Annotated in this window: 14 protein-coding genes and 1 tRNA gene; 11 read left to right on the top strand and 4 right to left on the bottom strand. The window is 61.4% G+C overall.

Annotated features, from left to right (window positions below; all coding sequences use genetic code 11):
• Positions 1–34: 34 nt before the first annotated feature.
• Genes WBH99_RS06880 through WBH99_RS06910 form a run of 7 tightly spaced genes read left to right on the top strand, consistent with a single transcriptional unit; the run spans position 35 to position 12,614 of the window.
• Positions 35–1,051: an AAA family ATPase gene (locus WBH99_RS06880; RefSeq protein ID WP_424219370.1), complete on the top strand. Its 1,017-nt coding sequence runs from the start codon at positions 35–37 to the stop codon at positions 1,049–1,051.
• Complete coding sequence (locus tag WBH99_RS06885) at positions 1,051–3,870, top strand: S8 family peptidase (protein ID WP_424219371.1); 2,820 nt, start codon at positions 1,051–1,053, stop codon at positions 3,868–3,870. The genes WBH99_RS06880 and WBH99_RS06885 overlap by 1 nt, the downstream gene beginning before the upstream one ends.
• Positions 3,870–7,121, top strand: a complete 3,252-nt coding sequence (locus WBH99_RS06890) for a hypothetical protein (protein ID WP_424219372.1) — start codon at positions 3,870–3,872, stop codon at positions 7,119–7,121. The genes WBH99_RS06885 and WBH99_RS06890 overlap by 1 nt, the downstream gene beginning before the upstream one ends.
• Positions 7,121–8,323, top strand: coding sequence for an ATP-binding protein (locus WBH99_RS06895; protein WP_424219373.1), 1,203 nt, complete (start codon positions 7,121–7,123; stop codon positions 8,321–8,323). The genes WBH99_RS06890 and WBH99_RS06895 overlap by 1 nt, the downstream gene beginning before the upstream one ends.
• Positions 8,320–9,318 (top strand): ParA family protein, encoded by a 999-nt coding sequence (locus WBH99_RS06900; protein ID WP_424219374.1) that lies wholly within the window; start codon positions 8,320–8,322, stop codon positions 9,316–9,318. The genes WBH99_RS06895 and WBH99_RS06900 overlap by 4 nt, the downstream gene beginning before the upstream one ends.
• Positions 9,315–9,839 carry a hypothetical protein gene (locus WBH99_RS06905; protein ID WP_424219375.1) on the top strand — a complete coding sequence of 175 codons (525 nt, stop codon included), beginning with the start codon at positions 9,315–9,317 and terminating at the stop codon, positions 9,837–9,839. The genes WBH99_RS06900 and WBH99_RS06905 overlap by 4 nt, the downstream gene beginning before the upstream one ends.
• A gap of 9 nt (positions 9,840–9,848) precedes the next feature.
• A complete protein-coding gene (locus WBH99_RS06910) occupies positions 9,849–12,614 on the top strand; it encodes a DEAD/DEAH box helicase (RefSeq protein WP_424219376.1) in 2,766 nt (921 codons plus the stop codon).
• 99 nt (positions 12,615–12,713) lie between these two features.
• Here the strand turns inward: WBH99_RS06910 and WBH99_RS06915 are convergent, their stop codons facing one another.
• The gene (locus WBH99_RS06915; protein WP_424219377.1) at positions 12,714–13,592 is read right to left on the bottom strand and encodes a class I SAM-dependent methyltransferase; all 879 of its coding nucleotides are present in this window, start codon (positions 13,590–13,592) and stop codon (positions 12,714–12,716) included.
• A 101-nt stretch (positions 13,593–13,693) separates the two neighbouring features.
• Between WBH99_RS06915 and WBH99_RS06920 the strand changes: the two genes are divergently transcribed.
• On the top strand, positions 13,694–15,019 hold the full coding sequence (locus tag WBH99_RS06920) for a replication-associated recombination protein A (protein WP_424219378.1): 1,326 nt from the start codon (positions 13,694–13,696) through the stop codon (positions 15,017–15,019).
• A gap of 1 nt (position 15,020) precedes the next feature.
• On the opposite strand, the gene WBH99_RS06925 is transcribed toward WBH99_RS06920, so the two are convergent.
• Together WBH99_RS06925 and WBH99_RS06930 are read right to left on the bottom strand one after the other, a co-directional pair.
• The gene (locus WBH99_RS06925; RefSeq protein ID WP_424219379.1) at positions 15,021–16,175 is read right to left on the bottom strand and encodes a phospholipase A; all 1,155 of its coding nucleotides are present in this window, start codon (positions 16,173–16,175) and stop codon (positions 15,021–15,023) included.
• Entirely contained in the window at positions 16,172–17,065 is an 894-nt protein-coding gene (locus tag WBH99_RS06930; protein ID WP_424219380.1) for a M14 family murein peptide amidase A, read from the bottom strand. Before WBH99_RS06930 ends, WBH99_RS06925 begins: the two co-directional genes overlap by 4 nt.
• Before the next feature lie 141 nt (positions 17,066–17,206).
• On the opposite strand from WBH99_RS06930, the gene serS reads away from it, so the two are divergent.
• Positions 17,207–18,508, top strand: coding sequence for a serine--tRNA ligase (gene serS, locus WBH99_RS06935; RefSeq protein WP_424219381.1), 1,302 nt, complete (start codon positions 17,207–17,209; stop codon positions 18,506–18,508).
• A gap of 1 nt (position 18,509) precedes the next feature.
• Here serS and mltF read toward each other — a convergent pair whose 3' ends face one another.
• Positions 18,510–19,967 (bottom strand): membrane-bound lytic murein transglycosylase MltF, encoded by a 1,458-nt coding sequence (gene mltF / locus WBH99_RS06940; protein WP_424219383.1) that lies wholly within the window; start codon positions 19,965–19,967, stop codon positions 18,510–18,512.
• 12 nt (positions 19,968–19,979) lie between these two features.
• Between mltF and WBH99_RS06945 the strand changes: the two genes are divergently transcribed.
• Together WBH99_RS06945 and WBH99_RS06950 are read left to right on the top strand one after the other, a co-directional pair.
• Positions 19,980–20,072 (top strand) — tRNA-Ser (locus tag WBH99_RS06945).
• A gap of 345 nt (positions 20,073–20,417) precedes the next feature.
• Positions 20,418–21,530 (top strand): glycoside hydrolase family 5 protein, encoded by a 1,113-nt coding sequence (locus WBH99_RS06950; RefSeq protein WP_424219384.1) that lies wholly within the window; start codon positions 20,418–20,420, stop codon positions 21,528–21,530.
• Positions 21,531–21,609 lie beyond the last annotated feature (79 nt).

The following is a 21,609-nucleotide window of genomic DNA, read 5'->3' on the forward strand; positions in this document are numbered from 1 at the left end:
ATGGATGCATGCATACTTTTCGGAGCAATAGCTAATGGCACAAGCTGATTTATTGGTAGACCTGCTTAAAACCGCGACCAGCGGAGATCAGCTTGCGTTCCGGAAAGCAGCTGAAGGTCTGATTCAGGAAGAAAAGCAAAAAGGACATCGATTGCTGGCGGAGCGGCTGATAAAAGCTTTGCAAACTAGCGTCGTTCAATCTGTGCGGCCTCCTGCCGCAAGAACAAACAGTGGCGGTGTAAATAAAGATTTGTTCTACGAAATCATACCGGAGCGCAATCTGAGCAGCCTGGTGCTGCACGAGGAAATCAGGAGTCAGGTACAAGAACTTGTCGAAGAGCAGCATCGTGCAGAGTTGCTGCATGCCCACAATCTGCGGGCGAGAAACCGGATTCTGCTCGCTGGCCCGCCGGGAAATGGCAAAACAACCTTGGCTGAGGCGCTGGCGTTCGAGCTGATGTACCCGCTCATCGTCATTCGGTATGAAACCTTGGTGGGAAGTTATCTTGGCGAAACATCCAGCCGCCTAAAGAGTGTGCTGGATTATGCGAGGACGCAGCGTTGCGTTTTGTTCTTTGATGAGTTTGAAACGCTCGGAAAAGAGCGCGGCGATACCCATGAAACCGGGGAGATAAAACGCGTCGTCAGTACATTACTGTTGCAGCTGGACGAAATGCCAGATTACGTGGTGGTGGTCGCTGCCAGCAATCATCCTGAGCTTCTGGACAGAGCCGTCTGGCGACGCTTCCAATTGCGCATCGAGCTACCAACCCCGACCTGCGAGCAGCTGACCCAATACATCGCATCGATTGGTCAACGATGCAATGTGAATTTTGGTTACGAGCCTGCAACTCTGGCCAAACACCTGCTTGGATTGAACTTCGCGGAAACCGAAGAGTTCTGCCTTGGCGTGGTTCGCCGTGCCGTGCTCGACATGAAAGCGGAAAACGCCCAGCAAGTGACTAAACTCAAGCTGGAGCAATGGAAAAGCCGTTTGAAGCCAGTTTCAAATGAGGGTGCGTCAACAGCCAAGGAAGGGGGAAATCGCTAATGGCAACCCATCTTCCCCTTCTGGTATTCCCGCAGGCGAAAAACATTCCACCACCCAAAGGGCAGCCCGTCATAATCGGTCAGCCTCATGTTCCCAGTCACGGAGAACAGGTGGCTCGCTTGGGCGCACAGCTGACAGCACTTCAGCAGGAGTTCGACTGCTACAAAGCCAGTGTCAGCAGTTCTGTAGCAGGGTTGGAGCCCGAAATCGTTCTAGTGATTGAGATAGCAGGCAGCGTCAACGATTTTCGGCAGGCTGTCGAAGCCATTGGGTTGGAATGGCTGGGTGAATGGGATATTGATGATATTGAGCCTGATGAAGACTTCTACGAAAATCCCAGGATCGGCGTGGATTTTTTCAAGAAAAAAGTCAACGGATTAAGCAATCGAAAGCAATCCAGGGAAATTAGAGACATATTGTTTGCCGTCGGCTTTATTGATGCCGATGGGAAAATACTTTCTGATGTGATACCAGAATTTGATCTGCCTGCTCACTTGGCTGATTTCAAATCTGAAATTGCCCAAGCCATAAATGCCGCAAAGAACAAATCGCTTTCAGGTAGGTTGTTCCTGTCGCTTGGCAACGAAGCCGGGATGCGCGAGCTCCTGTCGCTATGGCAGAAATGGAAAGACAACCAGATGCTTCCGACTGGAAAGACCAAGTGGCGCGATGTTTTCAACCAGACGTTGCAGATTCGCCGCTGGGGAATTGAAGAGGCGCTGCGCGATACAGGCATGCTAGATCGCTGGCGGGATTTGCTTGACCCCATCAATCCGGGGCAATCAATCCATTGTCATATCGAGCTGTTCTATCGCAAATCAGAAGACAGGCGCAGGCAAGGCGAGCGCAATGTTTCCGCATTGTTGGAAGCGGCTGGTGGCCACATATTGAGCGGCTTCATTGACATTCCGGAAATCGCCTTTCATGCGGTCAAGGCTGAATTGCCTGCAAAAAGCATTCGGCAGCTTTTGAACGATCTGAATTCCGAGGCGCACGACACCGACATCCAACTTTTCAAGTTTCACGGCGTCATGTATTTCCGCCCTACCGGGCAAAGCCTTGCTGTGTCAGAAGATGGCGATGGGGTCGATACTGAAATTACCGAGGGAGAGGTTGATCTGCCGCCCGTTGCGGCCATTCTCGATGGTGTTCCCAATGTGCAGCATCAGGCACTGAAGGGGCGCTTGTTGCTGGACGACCCGGACAATCTTTCTGCCAAGTACCAACCGGGTGAAAGAAAGCACGGAACGGCAATGGCGTCTTTGGTGGTGCATGGAGACATGGCGAGCGGACAATCCGATCCCTTGCCGCGTCTGGTGTATGTACTGCCCATCATGCAGCCTGATCGTCATTCAGGTGACCCAGGGAAACGGAGCGAACACGTTCCCGACGAGGTTTTCTTTGAGGATCGCATCGCGCGCGCGGTCAGGCGGATGTTTGAAGGTGAAGGTGTGGTACCCGCACAGGCTCCCAGCGTTTGCATCATCAATCTCTCCATCGGCGACCCCGCACGCCCCTTCATTCACACACCCAGCCCTTGGGCAAGACTACTAGATTGGCTGTCGTGGAAGTACCGTGTACTTTTCTGTGTCAGCGCTGGGAACTATTCCGATGCCATCGACATTGCGCTGACTGGCCCCGACTATCGGGCTTTGACCGATCCACGAAAAATCGAGCACGTGCTGAAGTGCATTCAGGCTCAGTTGTCTGGGCGACGCATCCTGTCTCCTGCAGAGTCCATCAATGCCATCTCGGTGGGCGCAACGCACTCTGATAACAGCGGAAATTATCACTTAGGACAGCGAACAGACTTGTTGCCTGGTGCATCTCTATTCAGCCCTGTTGCACGGCTTGGTCACGGATTTCGTCGTTCTATCAAACCGGAGATTCTTTTTCCCGGCGGCCGACAACTGTATCGAACGCCCATATTGGATAGCCAAACCTTGTATCGCTTGGATGGCTCGCTCGGTGCGCCAGGACAGAAAGTCGCTTGGGCTAGCAATCAGGCCGGTACGTTGTCGCAAATTGCTCATACTCGCGGCACCAGTAACGCCACCGCTCTTGCCACACGCAGCGCTGCACGCATTTATGAAGTGCTGGACTCTCTGCGCGTAGAGCACGGAGAGAACATTCCGCAAGGACTGATTTCCGTACTCATTAAAGCGCTGTTGGTACATGGTGCGAAGCAGGATGATGACGCTTGCAAAGCAATCACTGCTGCACTGAAAACACCCGAAAACTCACGCAAGATCAAAGAAGTGATGGCCCGATATCTCGGCTATGGCTCGGTTGAAATTGAACGAGTGCTGGCGTGTACTGAACAGCGTGCTACGGTGCTTGGGTGTGGCGAAATTCGTGAGAATGAAATTCACGAGTATCGGCTTCCACTGCCTCCCGTCCTTTCCGGCAGTCAGGTGTGGCGTCGAATGGTGGTGACATTGGCATGGTTCAGCCCTGTCAATCCAGATCACCGGAACTTCCGCGAAGCAAAACTGGAGCTTTCCCCGGTCGGTGGCTGGAGCGATTTGCCTCTCAGAATTGCTCGCCAAGACGCAGACCACAATCAAGTGTTGCGCGGAACGGTGCAGCATGAGGTGGTTGAAGGTTCCAAACAAATCGCGGCATATCAGGACGGCGACAGCATTTTATTGCAGGTCGCTTGCAAAAAGGATGCAAAGGCCAGTCTCGATGTCGCCATTCCCTACGGCCTTGCTGTCACCTTGGAAGTGGCCGAAGGCATCCAAATTCCAATTTATGAACAACTGCGCACTAGGCTCAAGCCGCAAGTGGCGGTCGGTGCAGTTGAGGGAACACCTTAATGGCCACCAAAAAAGAACTGCTCGCTCAGGAAGTCGCCAGGGCCGTCGGCGCAGGCAAGGCGGTTGCGCTGGAAACCGTTGACTTCAACGACCCGAACCGCGCCAAGACTTGTCTCGAGGTTGACTTCCCGATCCTGCCCGTCAATCAGGTGGCAATCATTGAAGGCAACGCGGGCAAGCCGATCTACCAGATGTCGAAGTGGTGGGCGCGGCGGCGTTCCAGTGTGTTTCGTTCGATGTTGATCGCGGCGGCCACCAAGGCCCCGGAAGACAAGTCGCACGCGGCCAGGGTGGTGTGGGACAACTACTACGCCAACCACCAATCGAAGGGCGCGTTCAAGCATTTGAAAGTGGCCGACATCTTCATGGGCGGCGGCACCACGCTGGTGGAAGGCTCCCGCCTCGGCATGCAGATGATCGGCAACGACCTGAATCCGGTGGCGTGGTTCGTGGTCAAGCAGGAACTGGCCAACGTCGATCTGGACGAGGTGAAGCGCCTGCTCGCCGACATCGAGGCCGAGGTCAAGCCGCAGATCATGCCGTACTACTACTGCGACGGCCCGGAAGGTGAAAAAGGCACGTGGACGCACCTGCCGACCCAAAAGGTGATGCCAGCGGACTTTGACCCGCTGACCATTCCGCGCGACGAGCGCAAGGATTACCGCTACGAAGGCCCGGAGATCATCTACACCTTCTGGGCCAAGCACGGCCCGTGTCAGGTGACGGGCTGCGGCCACCGCACGCCGATCATGAGCAGCCCGGTGATGGCGGTGAAGACGCTGACGGTGAAACACTGGGAACACACCTGCCGCCGCTGTGATACCGGATACCACATCGAAGAGCACGCCGCGCGCATGGCGCCCGATTCGCCGCTGTTTGTCGCGCCCGGCGAAACGCCGTTCATCGTGTTCGATGGCAACAAGGTGACCTGCCCGAACTGCGGCGAGGCCACGCACGCCACGATCCGGGTGAAGGATGGTCTGGTGCTCGATGGCGCGAGCGGCCAGACCAAGCTTGGCAAGGGCAAGAACAAGAAGGTGGAACTGAGCCTGCTGGTGCATCCGCAGTGGCTGGCGGGCGAGGCAAAGCAGGATGGGCAAGGCCAGCCCTATGGCGGCTCGGCGCAGGACGATGCGGCGGCGACCACGCGCTGGGATGCGGCGCGCGCCGCGAAGATTCGCCTGCTGGAAGTGCGCGGCACGTTGCCGGAGGAAGTGACCTGCCCGGAAACGGGTGTCACGTTCGCGCCTTCAAGGGGCACGGTGCCGAAAAAATCGCACTACGCCTGCGCGGCCTGCGGCACGGTGCAGGATGTGTTGACCACCATCAAGGCCACCGGCAAGACCGGGCCGATGGCGGCCTACGCGGTGCAGGGCTACGCGCCGAAGCGAGACGAAGCGGGGAAACCATACAGTGGGCGTTTCTTCGCCGCTTACGATTTGGCGTTCGCACGTCAGTACGATGAGGCTCTCGCGGAATGGGAGGCGCGCAAGGAAACTGATCTCAAGGATTACTGGCCGCGCAGCTTGCTTTCGGAAGGCTGGAAGACGCATGGCTGGGGTATCCCGGAGCATGGGCATACCCATTACTGGACGATGTTTAACCCACGTCAGTTACTGGTACATGCGCAACTGCTCAAGGCCATTGCCACCCTTGGAGGTTACGATTGGCAGGTGCGCGAGTATGTACTCGGTGCCTATCAGCAGTATTTGCGCAATCAGAATATGTTCTGTTTTTGGGATAGTGGCTACGATAAGCTCGTACCTCACTTGAGCAACAACAACTACCGCCCCAAAGCACTCCCTGTCGAGAATTGTGTTTTCGCTACCCTTGGCCGCGGCAATTGGGCCTCGTGTATTGAGGGCATCATTGAAGGCCGAGACTGGGCACTGCATCCGTGGGAAGCCGTCAGTGCTGAAGGACTGAAACGCAAGGATCTAGCGCTTGCTGAAGGCATCAGCGGGAAGAGTGAAAAGGTGTTCCCGGGCGACCCCGTGAACGGCGCAGAAGTGTTTTGCGGATCTGCTACGGAACTCATTCAACTTGCTGACGGCAGCCTCGATCTGGTGATTACCGATCCACCGTTCGGTGAATTGATGCAGTACGCTGAGTTGGCGGATTTTTTCTACGTCTGGCTGCGCCTGCTTCTCAAGGGCAAATACCCGTCAGTTTATGCAACGGAGCACTCGCCAAAATCAATGGAGGCGGTGGCCAACAAATTTCGCGAGCCGGAAGATCCAGACGGTTTCTACCAGCGCCTGCTCACCCAGTGCTGGCGCGAGGCGCACCGCATCCTCAAGCCCGGTGGCATCCTGGCCTTCACCTTCCACCACAGCGAGGACGAACCGTGGGTGGCGGTGCTGGAGTCTTTGTTCGATGCCGGGTACTACCTCGAAGCAACGTATCCGATCCGCTCCGATGAAACCAAGGGCGAAGGTCAGTTCGGCTCTCAGAAAATCGAGTACGACATCATCCACGTCTGCCGCAAGCGCACGGAAGAACCCACGCCGGTGAGCTGGGGCCGGATGCGCCGCGAGGTGATGGCCGACGTGCGCCAGCTGCAGGCCATGCTGGAGAACCACGCCAAGGAAGGTCTGCCCGCCGCCGACCTCCAGGTGATCCGGCGCGGCAAGGCGCTGGAATATTTCTCCCGTCACTACGGCAAGGTCTATGTCGACGAGGGGCGCACCATCTCGGTCAGGGATGCGCTGGTCGGCATCAACCAGCTCATCGATGAAGACGCCGACAAGGGCAAAGAACCGCCACCGGTGAATGCCGAGCCGATGACGCGCCAGTTTCTGCGCACCTTCGGTGCGGCCACCGAGATCAAGCGCGACCAGTTGCAGAAGTTCCTGCGCGGCACCATCACCACGCCGGATGACTTTGTGCAGCGTGGTTGGTGCAGTGAGGTGAAGAAGGTGTTCACACGCACCCAGCCGCTCGATTTCGCCCGCGACTGGTCGGGTAAACACCGTCGCCGCCTGACATCCGACTTGGATCAGGCACTGGTGCTGATCGGTGCTTGTGTCGATGGCAGCGGCATCAATGCCTCGGACACGCTGAAGAACGACAACTTCAAACCGCACGTGGCGCTGAAAGCCCTGCTGGAATGGCTGCAGCACAACGGCCCGGATCAGACCACCCGCTTTGCTGCCTCGCGCGCGGTGTCGATCTTCACTACCTGGCAAGCCAGCCAGGCACCCAGGCCGCAGCAGGGTTCGCTGTTTGATGACGATGGGGAGTATGCGTGATGAGTTATTACAGCGATGTACAGCTGCAAGCCATGATGACGGACCTGGAGTCAGATGGTGTGGAGCGCAAACAGTCTTTTCAGGGAGATGCTCCCAAAAAAGTACGAGAGGCTGTCTGTGCATTTGCCAATGACTTGGCAGGGCATGGTGTGCCTGGTGTGGTTCTGATCGGTGTGCACGACAACGGAACCATCGTGCCCGGTTTTGTCGTCAGCGATGAATTGTTGCTGAGTCTTGCCAGTATCAAGAGCGATGGCAATATCGTGCCGCCACCGTCCTTATTTGTGGAAAAGCGCTTGTTGCAGGGTGGCGAGGTAGCGGTAGTTACTGTCTTGCCTTGCGATACGCCTCCCGTACGTTACCAAGGGCGTGTTCATGTGCGCTGGGGGCCGCGCAGGGGGCTGGCCACGGCACAGGACGAGCGCATTCTCAACGAGCGTCGGCGCCACCATGATCGCCCGTTCGACGTGCAGCCGGTGCGTGATGCAGACCTGACGGAGCTTGACCGGCTGCGTTTCGAGCAAGAGTACCTGCCCGCACTCGTGGCACGCGATGTGTTGGATGCCAACGAGCGCAGCTACGAGCAAAAGCTTGCTGCCACCAAGATGGTGCTGGGCGAAGATGACCCGACGCCAACCACGCTGGGCCTGCTGGTGATTGGCAAATCCCCCTCTGATTGGCTGCCTGGCGCCTATACGCAATTTCTGCGGCTGGCCGGTGATGATCTGACCGCACCGGTGGTGGATGACGAGCCCATTCATGGCACCGTGGCCGATCAGATCCGGCGGCTGGAAGAAAAGCTGGCTGCGCATAATCTGCGCGGTGTGCGTTTTCGCGATGTTGCGACTGAGGAGCGCCGTGAGACTTATCCACTGGATGCCTTGCGCCAATTGGTGCGGAATGCCTATATGCACCGCAGCTATGAGGCAACGAACACCCCGATTCGAGTGTACTGGTTCGATGATCGTATCGAAATTCACAATCCCGGTGGGCCGTTTGGTAGTGTGACTCCTGAGAACTTTGGCCAGCCGGGCATCACCGACTATCGCAACCCCAACCTGGCCGAGGCGCTCCGTGCGCTGGGCTATGTGCAACGATTCGGGGCTGGTATTGCCATTGCACGCAAGGCGCTGGGCCAGCGGCTCTGCTTTGAAGTGCAGCCCGGCGTGGTCGCCGCGATCATTCAGGGAGAGTCGTTATGACGGCGCACATTGCTTTTTTCAATAACAAGGGCGGCGTGGGCAAAACCTCGCTGGTCTATCACACGGCCTGGATGTTTGCCGAGTCGGGCTATCGTGTGTTGGCAGTGGACCTCGACCCGCAATCGAACTTGTCGATCATGGCGCTGGACGAAGAACGGCTGGAGGCGCTGTGGCCCGACGCTGCGCACCCCGACACCTTATTCGGTGCAGTCGAACCGCTATTTGGCGGCACCGGGGACATCCGGCATGCGCATATCGAGCCTTTATCGGATGACTTGGGCTTGATCGTGGGGGATTTGGCGCTGTCGCGTATCGAGGACGACCTATCCACCGAATGGCCGCGTTGTCTGGAAGGACGGGAGCGCGCCTTTCGCGTCACCACGGCGTTCTGGCGTGTCATGAAGGCGGCTGCCTCGCGTCATCAGGCGGATGTCGTGCTAATCGATGTTGGCCCCAATCTAGGCGCGATCAACCGCGCGGCGCTGGTGGCAGCCAGCCATGTCGTGGTTCCGGTTGCCCCTGATCTGTTTTCGCTGCAGGGGCTGAAGAACCTCGGGCCAACCTTGCGCAAGTGGCGCAGCACATGGGCTGCAGCGCTTCCCCAGGCACCTCGCACACTTGGCGAGATGCCCCATGGCAACATGAACCCGGTGGGCTATGTGCTGATGCAACATGCCGAGCGGCTCGGGCGACCAACCAAAGCCTACGCAAAATGGCAAGCGCGGCTACCGAGCGCCTATCGGGAAAGTGTGCTGGGCGAGGCCGCCGGACAAACCATACCCACGCCCGACCCGCACCAGATTCAACGCATCAAGCATTACCGCAGCCTGATGCCCATGGCAATGGAGGCCCGCAAACCGATGTTTGCCCTCCGCGCTTCGGACGGTGCCATTGGTGCGCACCAGGCCAACGTGCAACAGTGCCACGACGATTTCAGCCATCTTGTTCTTGAAATTGCTGCGCGAGCAGGAATTTCCAGAGGTGCCACGCAATGAGACAAACGCTCGATACGGTGTGGCAACGGCGCGGCACCAGCTGGCTGTGGGATGAGGAAGCACGCAATACCGTGTGCGCGGCTGGCGAGGTGTGGAGTTTGCGCCAGTTTTTGCAGGCCGCCGCCCCCAATGGCAATGGACAGGGGAATGGATGGCCAGAAGACCTGCCCAGCAACGATAACCAGACGTTGGTGGTGGCCGGGCTGGAAGGCAGCCTTGATCTGCTGGCTCCCGAGCAGGCCGAAATCTGGCTGGGGGACACCATCAAACGCGCCATCCTCTCGTTCCAGGACGCCTATGCGGGCGAGGCGGCGCTGATCTTCTGGTTGCCACAGGGAGATAGCCGTCTCAGGGTGCAGGCATCCACCGATGCGGTGTCGTGGTTGTGCGAAGCGCCACACCGAGGCAGCCAGCTCGACTTTGGCCGCCTGCTCTGGGGCGAGGCCAACGAGTACCCGCAGGAAATTCTGCTGCGTGAGGGCGCAAAAGCGGCGGGCCTCTTCCACTTGCGAATTACATGAGGTCGGCGCGTGGAAGCAGAGGCTCAGTTTCAACCCGGCGAACGGATCACCCACCACGAATTCGGCCAAGGTGTCGTTCTTGACCCTGCGCGCGATGGCTACTTGCGCGCCTTCTTCGGCGTGGGCGAGCGCCGTGTGCCGGTTGGCGCAGTGCGCCGCCAGCTCTCGCGCACCGAGCGCATCCTGCGTGCCGTGGATGGAGGGGCTGAACGCGCACGCAAAGCGTGGTTGTCCTACGAGGCGCACGCGCTGCCCGTCATGGAAAGCGCGTCGGCGCTGACCTCGGCCAGGATCGACCTGCTGCCACATCAGGTGGTGCTGACGCACCGCATTGCCACCGCATCGCCCCGGCGCTATCTGATTGCCGACGAGGTAGGCCTGGGCAAGACCATTGAAACCGCGCTGATTTTGCGCGAGCTGGCCAGCCGGGGCGAGCTGAACCGCGCGCTGATGGTGGTGCCCGCCGGGCTGGTGAACAACTGGCACCGCGAGCTGAACGAAGTGTTCAACCTCGACTTCGAGGTGTTCGGCTCCGAGGGCGACATCACTGACCGCAAGACCAACGCCTTCGCCAAGCACGACCGACTGATCGCGAGCATCGACACGCTCAAGCGCCCGGCGCGCATCAAGCGCCTGCTCGATGCGCCGCGTTGGGATCTGGTGGTGTTCGACGAAGCGCACCACCTGACCGCTTACCGCACTGGCGGCAAGGTCAGGAAGACCGAAAACTACAAACTGGCCGAGGCGTTGAAAGACCACTCTCGCGACCTGATGCTGCTCTCGGCCACGCCACACCAGGGCAATCACTTCCAGTTCTGGATGCTGGCGCAACTCTTGAACCCGACGCTGTTCGGCAGCCCCGAGGAAATGCTGGAACACCGGCACCGCCTGAACACGGTGATGTTTCGCCGCACCAAGGCCGATGCCTGCCAGCCGGATGGCTCGCCGCTGTTTGCGCGACGCTGGGTGCATACCGAGTCCTTCCTGATGAATCAGGACGAGCGGCTGTTCTACGAGAAGCTGCGCGAGTATCTGGAGGACGGCTTCGATCTGGCGCGTCGCCAAGGCGGACAGGGACGAGCCCTCGGCTTCTTGATGGCGATCTTCCAGAAGATTGCGGCATCCAGTTTTGCGGCTGTGCGGCGAACGATGAAGCGCCGTCTGCTGATGCTGACGCTACACGAGGCATTGCTGCGGGACAAAGACCTGGACATCGAGGGGCGCGAGCGGCTGACCGATGAAGCCCGCGAGCTGATCCACGAAGAGTTCAACCTTGCACGCGACAGCATCGGGTGCAGCGAAGTAGATCGTGTGCTGGCCGACCTCAAGTACCGCCTGGTCAAGAAGCTGGACGAGGAAGCGCTGGAGCTGGCCTCCGACCCTTATGGCAGCGAATACGGAGCTGCTCACGCTGAAGAAGCCGCATCGGCTGTCGTTGAGCTTCATCTGCCCGAAGAACGGCTGCGCATTGGCGATCTGCTCAAGGTCTTCCCGCAGCCGCGCGAGACCAAGGCGCAGAAGCTGCTGGATGGCCTGGGCACGCTGTGGCGGCAGAATGCCAGCGAGAAGGTCGTGATCTTCGCCACCTACCTCGGCACGGTTGATCTGATTGCCCGCGAGATTGAGCAGGCCTATCCCGGCCAGGGTGTGGTGGTGCTGCGCGGCGGTGACCACGGTGCCAAGCTGGCAGCCGAGCGGAAATTCCGCCTGAAAGACGGGCCGCGTGTTCTGGTGTGTACATCGGCTGGCCGCGAAGGTTTGAACCTGCAATTCGCGCGCATCCTGTTCAATTTCGATTTGCCGTGGAATCCGATGGACGTGGAACAACGCATCGGGCGCATCCACCGCTATGGACAGAACCACACGGCGCAGGTCTACAACCTCGTCTTGTCCGACACCATCGAAGGGCGGATTTTCCTGATGCTCGACGAGAAGCTGACGGAAATCGCCCGGACGGTCGGCAAAGTCGATGAGCAAGGCAACGTCGCCGAAGACCTGCGTGCGCAGATTCTTGGCCAGCTCTCCGAGCGGCTCAATTACGACCGCCTGTACCAGGAAGCGTTGTCCGACCCTGAATTGAAACGCACACAGGTGGAGCTGGAAGCGGCGCTCTCGAATTCACGTGAAGCGCGGCAGGTCGTGTTCGATCTGTTCCAGGACCTCGAAGGCTTCAGTCTGGACGACTACAAGCCCTTTTCCGATGTGTCGTCCAGCCTGGATCGGCTGGTGCGTTTCCTGTCGGCAGCCGTGGCGGATCGCCAGCAGCGCTTGGTCAAGATCGACGGCGAGACCTACGACCTTGTGACGGTTGATGGCGCACGTCGGACACGATTTACCTTGAGCCGCGATACGGCGACGAGCAGCGATAACGTGGAACTGCTGGGCCTGGATCATCCGCTGATACAAGAAGAGCTAGGACGCTGGCGCAGCATTCCACCCGAGGAAATCGGCATTGCGGTTTCAGGGGGTGTGGACGCGCCAGTTCTGCTTTCTCTCTGGATGGTCGATGCGTCCGCAGGCAACGGCGAACGCCGTGTCGTCGTTCAGCCCATTGCCGTCAAGCAGGACGGCACACGGGTTCCGGCGGTCGAGCGGCTGGCGGAGCAATACCTGCAGGCCCCTGCAGCCTCACCGAGGTTGGCGCCAGAGCAACGGCTGGATCTTTTCGCACAGCTCGTTGAGCCGACCCTGCAGCGGGAACTGAAGCACAAGGGCGCCGCGAATGGGGATGGCAGCTATTCGGCGGAGCTGATTGGATACATTGAAATTTCGTAACCCCCAACTTCCACGATTGAAATTGCCTGGAAGCTGGAGCGCTCCGCCACGCGGGCGATCTGGTCGCGTCGAGCTTGGCGCTGGGCTGCGTCGCCTCCGTCAGTCAGTAAACCGCCCCCGCAGGTCTTCCAGGTTCAGTTCCTTCAGGATCGCCTCGGCCCGGTCGCGGGCGTCGCGTTTGGGGCCGCCGGTTTTCCGGGCGATGATGAGTTCGTTCTTCAGCGAATGTTCCCAGCCCACCAGCTCGGTGACGGTGACCTGGTAGCCCTTCGACTGGAGCAGCAGGCAGCGCAGCACGTTGGTGACGTGGCTGCCGAATTCCCGGGTGTGCAGGGGGTGGCGCCAGAGTTCGGAGAGGGGGGTCTGGCCTAAGGACTCGTTCTTGTGTTGCCGCAGGATGGCGGCGACTTCGGCCTGGCAGCAGGGCACCAGCACGATGGCCTGGGCGTTTTTGGCCAGCGCAAAGCGGATGGCGTCGTCAGTGGCGGTATCGCAGGCGTGCAGCGCCGTGACCAGCTCGACCGTGGCCGGCAGTTCGGGCGAGGTGATCGCTTCTTCCACCGTGAGATCGAGAAAGTCCATGCGGGCAAAGCCGAGCTTTGCGGCCAGTTGCCGGGATTTTTCCACCAGTTCCGGGCGGCTTTCGATGCCGTGGATGTGGCCCTGTGGCCGCTCCTTGAGGAACAGGTCGTAGAGGATGAAGCCGAGGTAGGATTTGCCCGCGCCGTGGTCGGCCACGTGGTAGTCGCGGCCGTCTGCCGCCAGTGCATCGAGCAGGGGTTCGATGAAGTGGTAGAGGTGGTAGACCTGCTTGAGCTTACGGCGGCTGTCCTGATTCAGCTTGCCGTCCCGGGTGAGGATGTGCAGTTCCTTCAGTAGTTCGATGGACTGGCCCGGACGGATCTCGGGGAGGGCGGCGGTGGCGGCGGGTGCGGTGGCGGCGGGTGCGGTGGCAGCGGGTGCGGTGGCGGTAGGCATGGGCGCGGAGCAAAGCGGAAAGCCGGCATTTTAAGGGCGGGTTGCCAAAAGCACGCATTTCTCTGAAGATGCCCTTCCTGTTTTTTCCGGTGCCTTGCTTCATGACGACCGACCTCTTTTCCAGCGCCCAGCCGGCTGCCCTGGCTTTTCAGCCCCTGGCGGAGCAGCTGCGCCCGGGGAGTCTCGATGAGGTGGTGGGGCAGCAGCACCTGCTCGGGCCAGGCAAGCCCCTGCGCATGGCCTTCGAGGCGGGCCAGCCCCATTCGATGATCTTCTGGGGCCCGCCCGGGGTGGGCAAGACCACCCTGGCCCGGCTCATGGCGCATGGCTTCGATTGCCAGTTCATCGCCTTGTCGGCGGTGTTTTCCGGGGTCAAGGAAATCCGCGAGGCCATGGCCCAGGCCGAGGCCAGCCAGCGGCTGGGGCGGCGCACCATCCTCTTTGTCGATGAGGTGCACCGCTTCAACAAGTCGCAGCAGGATGCCTTTTTGCCCTATGTGGAGGCGGGCACCATCACCTTCATCGGCGCGACCACCGAGAACCCTTCCTTCGAGGTGAATTCGGCGCTTTTGTCGCGGGCCGCGGTGTATGTGCTCAAACCCTTGACGGAAACGGAGCTGGGCCTGCTCTTTGACCGGGCCCGGGAGAAGGCCCTGGCCGACCTGAGTTTCAGCCAGGAGGCGAGGGAGCGCCTGATCGGCGTTGCCGACGGGGATGCGAGAAAGCTCCTCAACCTCCTGGAGCAGCTACGCATCGCCGCGCACGCGAGCCATGTCAGCGCGATCGACGGGGAATTCGTGGCCTCGGCCCTGGCGCAGAACCTGCGCCGCTTCGATAAAGGGGGCGATGCCTTCTACGATCAGATTTCCGCGCTGCACAAGTCGGTGCGGGGCTCCAGCCCGGATGCGGCGCTGTACTGGTTGGCCCGCATGCTGGACGGGGGCGCCGATCCCCGCTACCTGGCCCGGCGGCTGGTGCGCATGGCCTGGGAGGACATCGGCCTGGCCGACCCGCGCGCCGCCCGGGTGGCGCTCGATGCGGCGGATACCTATGAGCGGCTGGGCTCGCCGGAAGGGGAGCTGGCCCTGGCCGAGGCGGTGCTCTACCTCGCCGTGGCACCCAAGTCGAATGCCGGCTACCAGGCCTGGAACGCCGCCCGTGCCTTCGTCGGCAAGGACAAGTCCCGGCCGGTGCCGGAGCACCTGCGCAATGCGCCCACCCAGCTCATGAAGGAGCTGGGCTACGGCAAGCACTACCGCTATGCCCACGACGAGCCGGAAGCCTATGCGGCCGGGGAAAACTATCTGCCCGAGGGCATGGCCGAACCCGGCTGGTACCAGCCCGTGCCGCGCGGGCTGGAAGCGAAGATCGCCGACAAGCTCGCCCACTTGCGGGCGCTGGATGCCGCCACCCGCAAGGGCAAGTGATTCAGCGGACGATGGAAAACCCGATCCGCAGGGTCGGGTCCTGGCGGACGTTGTAGTCGAGCAGGCTTTCGCCGTAGCCGCCAAACAGCTGGAAGTGCAGGAAGCCGCCGGCGCGGCTGAACAGGGGCGCGCGCAGGGGGAAGGAAAGATCGAGCTGGGCGCTGGCGTAGCCGCCCGTGCCCTGGCGCAGGCGGGCGCCCAGTATCCAGCCTTGCTCGTGGCCGTAGCGGATCGTCCAGTCGGCATAGCCCCGGTAGCGGGCGATGTCCGGGTTTTCGTCCTTGTCCAGATAGCCGTAGAACTTGGGGGAGAAGATCAGGCTGCTGCCATTGGCGTAGTCCTGGCGCCAGACCGGCTGCGCAAACAGGGTGTCGATGCTGCGGGAGGCGTTGCCGTCCTTGCCGTTGGATTCGTGCTCGTAGCCCCCCCGCCAGTAACTGGGCAGCAAGGGGTGGTGGGTATCGAGGCTGCCCTGCCAGAACAGGCTGGGGCGGTAGCTGGTGTCACGGAAGGGCTTCGAGTCGCCGTGCAGGTCCCAGAGCGAGGTCTGGGTATAGCCGATATGCAGGCCGCCCAGCAGGGGCAGCAGCCGGACGGGCAGGGATTCCCGGTCAAAGATGCGGTACTTGAAGCTGAGCTGGAAGCGGGCATCGGCGCCATCCCGGGCACCCAGGACGAAATACATGGGCTCGTGGGCCGACAGGGCGGGTTCGTTTTCCGGGATGGGGTCGAGGCTGGCGCTGTCGGGCTGGCGCATCCGGTCGATGGGGTCGGCCTGCGCCGCTTGGGCGGCCTCCCGGGGCGCGGCTGCCAGCAGGGCCAGGCGGTTGGAGGGGCGTTCCGCCAGTTCTGCCCGGATCAACCCCCGGCTGCGCGGGGGCAGCGTGGCCTGGTACTCGCGGCGGAAGGAATCCGCCTCTGCGGTTGTCCCGGCCTGCAGCACCAGAGTTTCTTCCCGGCCTTGTGCATCTGCCAGCCGCAGTTTCAGGGTGGCGGGCCAGGGGCCGTTGTCGGGGCGGATGGCTTCGACCGTCAGAAGCGCACCGGCCTGGACGGATTCGCTGGCGGTGGCGATCAGCCAGCGGGCCTCCCCGGCGCTGGCCGGTAGAGCAAGCCCCATCAGGGTGGCAAAGCCAAGCTGGCGCAGGCGGTTCATGACAGGGTATGGGGCACGATATGTTTCCTGATCCAGGCCAGCATGTCGTCCCAGATCAGGCGCTGGTCGCGCGGGCTGGGCATGGCGGCGGCATTGGGTAGTTCGATGGTGATGACGGGAATGTTCTTGTGCACCCCGCCGAAATTGCCCAGCGAACCCGGGTAGACCCCCAGGCGGTTCAGGTTGAGGCGGCCGAAGCGGCGAGGTTCCTGAGCGGGACCATCATAGTCGAGAATGCCGTAGGGGGCGTGGATGGATACGATCACGTCCGGCTTGAAGCGCTCGATTTCCTCGTGCAGCCAGCGGGTTTCCGGTTCCGACATCGGTTTTTCACCCGGGAAGCGGCGCGGGTCCTTGCCGGTGCGCTGGGCCCAGTAGGGCAGGGCCTTGGCGAACCAGTCCGGGGTGGGAAAGTTGCGGTTCAGGTCCACCCCGTTGCCGTTGGTGCGCCGCGAGGGCCGGGCCAGGAGCCCGTCCGGATTGGAGAGGGGGGCGATGCGCCAGTGGTAGTGGCGGGCCTCGGCTTCCCCCAGCCAGTCCATCCAGCGGAAGACGATGGAAACCGAGGTCAGTTCATCCCCGTGGATGCCGCCGATGATGAAGATGCGGGCTGGCCGCTGCGGCACCGGCTTGCTGCTCTCGGTCTTGAGGGCGGAGAGCTTGACCGGGGCCGCGGGCACGTCGCGGATCATCAGGGGCCGGCCCTGGACCGAACGCAGCTTGCCGGGCTCCATTCCCAGCTTGCGGCAGGATTCCGCCTCCACGCTTCTCAGGCGCTGGGCCAGGGCGTCGCACCAGTTCAGGGCCTCCGGATGCTGGGCAAGGGCGGGCAGGGCGAGGCTGGCGAGCAAGCAGGTGGCGGCGATCCGTTCGGGCAGGCGGCAGGACATCGGCAATCGGGAAGGGGGTGCGGGAAAGCCCGTAAGGATAATCCCAGGGGCCCGCGAGGGAAAGCGCAGGGGCCGGCCTCGCGTATAATCCGCCATTCTGGCGCCTCCCGGCCCGACTTCAGCCTCCGATAAAAGACTCTCATGCTCGATATCCAACTTCTCCGCAGTCAGCTCGACAGCGTGGCTCAACGCCTGGCCAGCCGTGGCAAGCCCATCGATTTTTCCGGATTCACCGCCCTCGAAGCCGAGCGCAAGACCTTGCAGACCCGCACCCAGGAACTGCAGAACCAGCGCAACACCCTCTCCAGGCAGATCGGCATGCTGAAGGGCAAGGGGGAGGACGCTTCCGCCGTCCTGGCCCAGGTAGCAGAACTGAAGTCGGAGCTGGAAGCCGCCGAGGCCCGGCTCGGCGAGTTGCTGGGCCAGTTCAATGCCATCCTGGCGGCCCTGCCCAACCTGCCTCATGAATCCGTGCCCGTGGGCTCCGATGAAAGCGGCAATGTGGAGCAAAAGCGCTGGGGCACGCCCCGGGCCTTCGATTTTCCCGTGCAGGACCATGTGGACCTGGGCGAAGCCCTGGGCCTGCTGGATTTCGCCACCGCCGCCAAGATCGCCGGGGCCCGCTTCGCGGTGATGAAGGGGCCGTTCTCCCGTCTGCACCGGGCTCTGGCCCAGTTCATGCTGGATACCCATACCGCCGAGCACGGCTATACCGAGGTCTACACCCCCTACCTGGTCAATGCCGACAGCCTGTTCGGCACGGGCCAGTTGCCCAAGTTCGAGGAAGACCTGTTCAAGGTGCCGCGGGGTGAGGATGCCCAGCCCCTGTACCTGATTCCCACCGCCGAGGTGCCGGTCACCAACATCGTCCGGGATGAAATCCTCGCCGCCGGGACCCTGCCCCTGAAGCTGGTCTGCCACACCCCCTGTTTCCGCTCCGAGGCCGGTTCCGCCGGGCGGGACACCCGGGGCATGATCCGCCAGCACCAGTTCGACAAGGTGGAACTGGTGCAGATCGTCCACCCGGAAAAATCCTGGGAAGCTCACGAGGAGTTGACCCGGCATGCGGAGGCGATCCTGGAAAAGCTGGAGCTGCCTTATCGCCGCATGACCCTGTGCACCGGCGACCTGGGCTTTTCTGCCGCCAAGACCTATGACCTGGAAGTCTGGCTGCCCGCCCAGAACACCTATCGGGAAATTTCGTCCTGCTCCAACTTCGAAGCTTTTCAGGCCCGCCGCCTGCAGGCCCGCTTCCGCAATGAAAAGAACAAGCCGGAACTGGTGCATACCCTGAACGGTTCCGCCCTGGCCGTGGGCCGCACCCTGGTGGCCATCGTCGAAAATTACCAGAACGCCGATGGCAGCATCACCATCCCGGCGGTGCTGCGGCCCTACATGGGCGGCGCCGGGTCCATCGGCGCCAAAATCGGCGCCAAAGCCTGATTCAGGGCTGCCGCCGCTTGAGGCCGGTTCCGCCCGAACCGGCCTTTTGTCTGCCCGCGTGCGCCCTGTCACCTTTGATGCCGGCCTGAAAATTTTCGAGGGGACGATAGGGCGGCTGGTAGCGCTGCAGGATGTCATAGAACATGCGCACGTTTTCCGCCATCACCACGGCTTCACCGCCCCGGGCCGGGCCCGATTTGAGGCGCTGGTAATACTGGGGCCGGGCCAGCAGGGGCAGCACCTTCTTCATTTCATACCAGGAATCCGGGTTCGCTCCCAACTGTCTGGCCATCGCGCGGGCGGCATTGAAATGACCGGGGCCGATGTTGTAGGCCGCCAGGGTCTGCCAGGTGCGGTCGGGTTCAGGCGTGCTGGGCGGCAGGCTGTTCCGGAGCATGGCCACGTAGCGGGCGCCACCGAGAATGCTTTCTTCCGGGTCCAGGCGATTGCTCACCCCCAGATGGTCGGCCGTCTCCTCGGTCAGCATCATCATGCCGCGCACCCCGGTGGGGCTGGTGTTGAGCGGGTCCCAGTTTGATTCCTGATAGGCAATGGCGGCCAGCAGGCGCCAATCGATATCCGTTATCAGCTGGGCCTGCTCGAACAGGGCGCGATACTTGGGCAGCACGGTGGCAATGCGATTGATGAAGGTGGCGACATCGATCTGCCGCAGGCGTTCGAGATGACCGAGATAACGATCCCGGAGTTGGGACAAGGTGGAACTGGACGCGATTTTTTCGATGAAGCGCTGCGCCCGGTTGAAGACCTCGGGATTGCCGTCGGCCGGAAAAAGCCAGGCAATCGGCTGCGGCTTGCCGATTTCCAGGCCTGCCTGCAGCATCGGGTAATAATTCATTCCCATGTTCAGGATGGCGCCATCGACCAGGGCCAGGTCCTCTTCCTGCCTGGCGACCGCTTCGAGGAGGTCAAAGGGGGTTTCGGAGGGGAATTCGCGTATCTGCAGGCTGGGAATCTGCTGCTGCAGGGCCACCAGAGCGCGGTACTGGCGGCTTCCCCGGCTCGCCGTGACCGTGCGCCCTTCAAGCATTTCCAGGGAACTCACCGGCAGGCCGGCTTCGTGGCGCACCAGCACATCACGGCTGCTCAGGTAGGGTTTGCTGAACTTGAATTCGGTATCCGGTGCCGGGGTCAGCCATCCCGCCGCCAGGTGCGCTTCGTGGTGGGCCAGGCGTTTGCGGATTTCGTGGCGCGGGACGACCTTGAAACGTACGGTCACCCCCAGTTCTTCGGCAAATAGCTGAATCAGGTCATGTTCCAGCCCGCCCGGAGGGTCTCCTTCGCCGCCTGCTTCATAAGTCAGCGGCCCGGGGTGGGTCAGGACCACCAATTCCTGACCCGGGGTGGGAAAGGGCAGGGGGCGCTCGCCGGTGGTCAGGAACTGCAAGAGCAGCCCGACGGCCAGAAGTGCCCAGAAATGGTGTTTGATTCGTGCTATCATCTCCGTCCTTCCGGAGAGGTACCGAAGTGGCCATAACGGCGCCGACTCGAAATCGGATGGTCAGAGAAATCTGGCACGTGGGTTCGAATCCCACCCTCTCCGCCAAAATTTATTGGTATCAATTCCATAGCCCGAGCATCTTATCAGATGCCGGGCCATGTCTTTTTCATGAGGCCGGCAGGGCTCGATCTTTTTGATTCCAATGCTTTCTGGATCATTCTGGCCGGGCTGCTGGATTGCCTGGGGCGCAGGGCCCGGCCCCTTTGTGGTAGTCCAGGTAGTTCAGGTAGTCCGGGTAGTCCGGCCCCATGGTAGTCCGGCCCCATGGTAGTCCGGCCCCATGGCAGTCCGGCCGGCTCTGGCGCAAAATGGCAGGGCGAGCGGGCTGGCCGCCGCAGGGCCTCCCCAGGGAGGTCTTCCACCCCGGAGGGAGGCGCCATGAATGACCCCATGAATGAACCCATCAGCGGCCGCAAGTGGCGCGGCGTCAATCTCGGGAGCTGGCTGCTGCTGGAAAAGTGGATGGTGCCCAGTATCTTCGAGGGCCTGGAGGCCACCGACGAAACCACCTGGTGTGCCGAACTGGGCAGCGCCGCAGCGGAGCGGTTGCGGCGTCACTGGAATAGTTTCATCACCCGCGAAGATTTTGCCTGGATTGCCGAACGCGGGCTGAATGCGGTGCGCCTTCCCGTGGGGCACTGGATTTTCGGGCCTGATTACCCCTACCACCCCAAGTACGGGGCGCAGCGCCATCCCTTCGTGACCGGCGGCATCGAGGTGCTGGACCGGGCCATGGGCTGGGCTGAAGAATTCGGTCTTGGGGTGTTGCTGGATCTGCATGCCGCCCCGGGCTGCCAGAATGGTTTTGACAATGGCGGCATCAAGGATGTGTGCGAGTGGCACACCCAGGCCGGATACCTGGAACATACCCTTGCCGTGCTGGAGCGCCTGGCCGGGCGTTACCGGGCCCACCCGGCCCTGTATGGTATCGAAGTGCTCAACGAGCCCCGCTGGGATGTGCCCACCGATTACCTGAAGTCCTTTTATCTGGCCGCTTACGAGCGCATCCGCCGCCACTGCCCGCCGGAGCGGGTGGCGGTGGTGTTCCACGATGGCTTCCGTTCTTACCGGGAATTCCTGGGCTTCATGCCGCCGCCGCTGTGGCAGAACGTGGTGTTCGACTATCACCGTTACCAGTGTTTCGACCGGCGCGACATCGACAGCGACATTTACCAGCATCTGCACAAGACCATTGGCGAGTGGCGGGACGAGGCGGATTCCATCAATGCGGCCCTGGGCCTGCCCGCGATCTGCGGCGAATGGAGCCTGGGCCTGGATTTGAAGGTGGTTTCCCTCTGGGCCGAAGGCCCCTACAACCACGCCCTGGAGCATATGGACCGTTTTCAGCAGGATGTTGCCAACCGGGCCTACGCCGCGGCGCAGTTGCTCAGTTTTGAGAAGCTCAAGGGCTGGTTCTTCTGGAGTTACAAGACGGAGACCACCCCGGGCTGGTGCTTCCGGGAATCGGTCGAACGGGGCTGGCTGCCGGGCCGTTTCGACTAAGCCGGCGGCGCTTCAACCAAGCCGGCGGCGCTTCAACCAAGCCGGCGGCGCTTCAACCAAGCCTGCGGCGCTTCAACCA

It is taken from the genome of Azovibrio sp. (assembly GCF_049658005.1).
GTDB lineage: Bacteria > Pseudomonadota > Gammaproteobacteria > Burkholderiales > Rhodocyclaceae > Azovibrio.